Raw genomic sequence first — 966 nt, 5'->3', positions numbered from 1 at the left:
GGAGTACGCGCCGGCAGATCCGGCGGACCGTCTGGAGCATCGGCCGGGTCGGGTGGTGCAGTGCGATTTGTGGTTTCCGCCGGCCAAGATCCCGCTGGGGTTCGACCAGTGTGGGTCGCCGCCGGTGCTGGTGATGGTGGCCGCGTTCTCCCGGTTCATCACCGCGCTGATGCTGCCTTCGCGTCAGACGATGGATCTGGTGGCCGGGATGTGGTCGCTGCTCTCGGGTCAGATCAGGGCAGTGCCTCATGAGTTGTGGTGGGACAACGAGGCTGGGATCGGGCGTCGGGGGCGGCTGACTGATCCGGTGACCAGTTTGGTGGGCACGTTGGCGACCAAACTCGTGCAACTCAAACCGTATGACCCCGAGTCCAAAGGTGTTGTTGAGCGGGTTAACCGGTATTTGGAGACCTCGTTTCTTCCGGGCCGCACCTTCGAGTCGCCGGTCGATTTCAACGACCAACTCGGCGCATGGTTACCGATCGCCAATGGGCGCACGGTGCGAGCCATTGATGGGCGTCCCGTTGATCTGCTCAGCGCCGACACCGCGGCGATGTTGGCGTTGCCACCGGTGGCTCCATGTGTGGACGCCGTCACCCAGGTGCGGTTGGGCCGCGACTACTACGTACGGGTCGCCGGCAACGACTACTCGGTCGATCCGGGGGCGATCGGCAATCTGGTGGATGTGCACGCCGGCCTGGACACCGTCACGGTGACCCGCGCGGGTCGCCGGTTGGCCGCCCACGATCGGGTGTGGGCCAAGGGACGCACCCTGACCGACCCGCTCCATGTCCAGGCCGCTGCTGCGCTGCGGCAACAGTTCCAGCAGAGCGCACCCGCCGTGGAGGCACCGGTGCGTGATCTGGCGGACTACGACCGCGCCTTCGGTGTCGACTTCGACTCGCAGACAATCGGTTTCGATGGAGAGGTGGCCTGAGATGGCACCGGAGGATCCGATCAAGGCGG

The 966-nt window shown here is 65.6% G+C and carries 1 protein-coding gene; it reads left to right on the top strand.

Annotated features, from left to right (window positions below; translation table 11 throughout):
- A partial coding sequence (locus AC5Y21_RS25975) for a Mu transposase domain-containing protein (protein ID WP_499917018.1) occupies positions 1-937 on the top strand: 937 nt, incomplete at its 5' end.
- Positions 938-966 lie beyond the last annotated feature (29 nt).

The sequence above is a fragment of the Mycobacterium sp. NGS41 genome, from assembly GCF_059812725.1.
The sequence above is the reverse complement of the archived record's forward strand: the minus strand, read 5'-3'. Positions and strand labels throughout refer to the sequence as shown.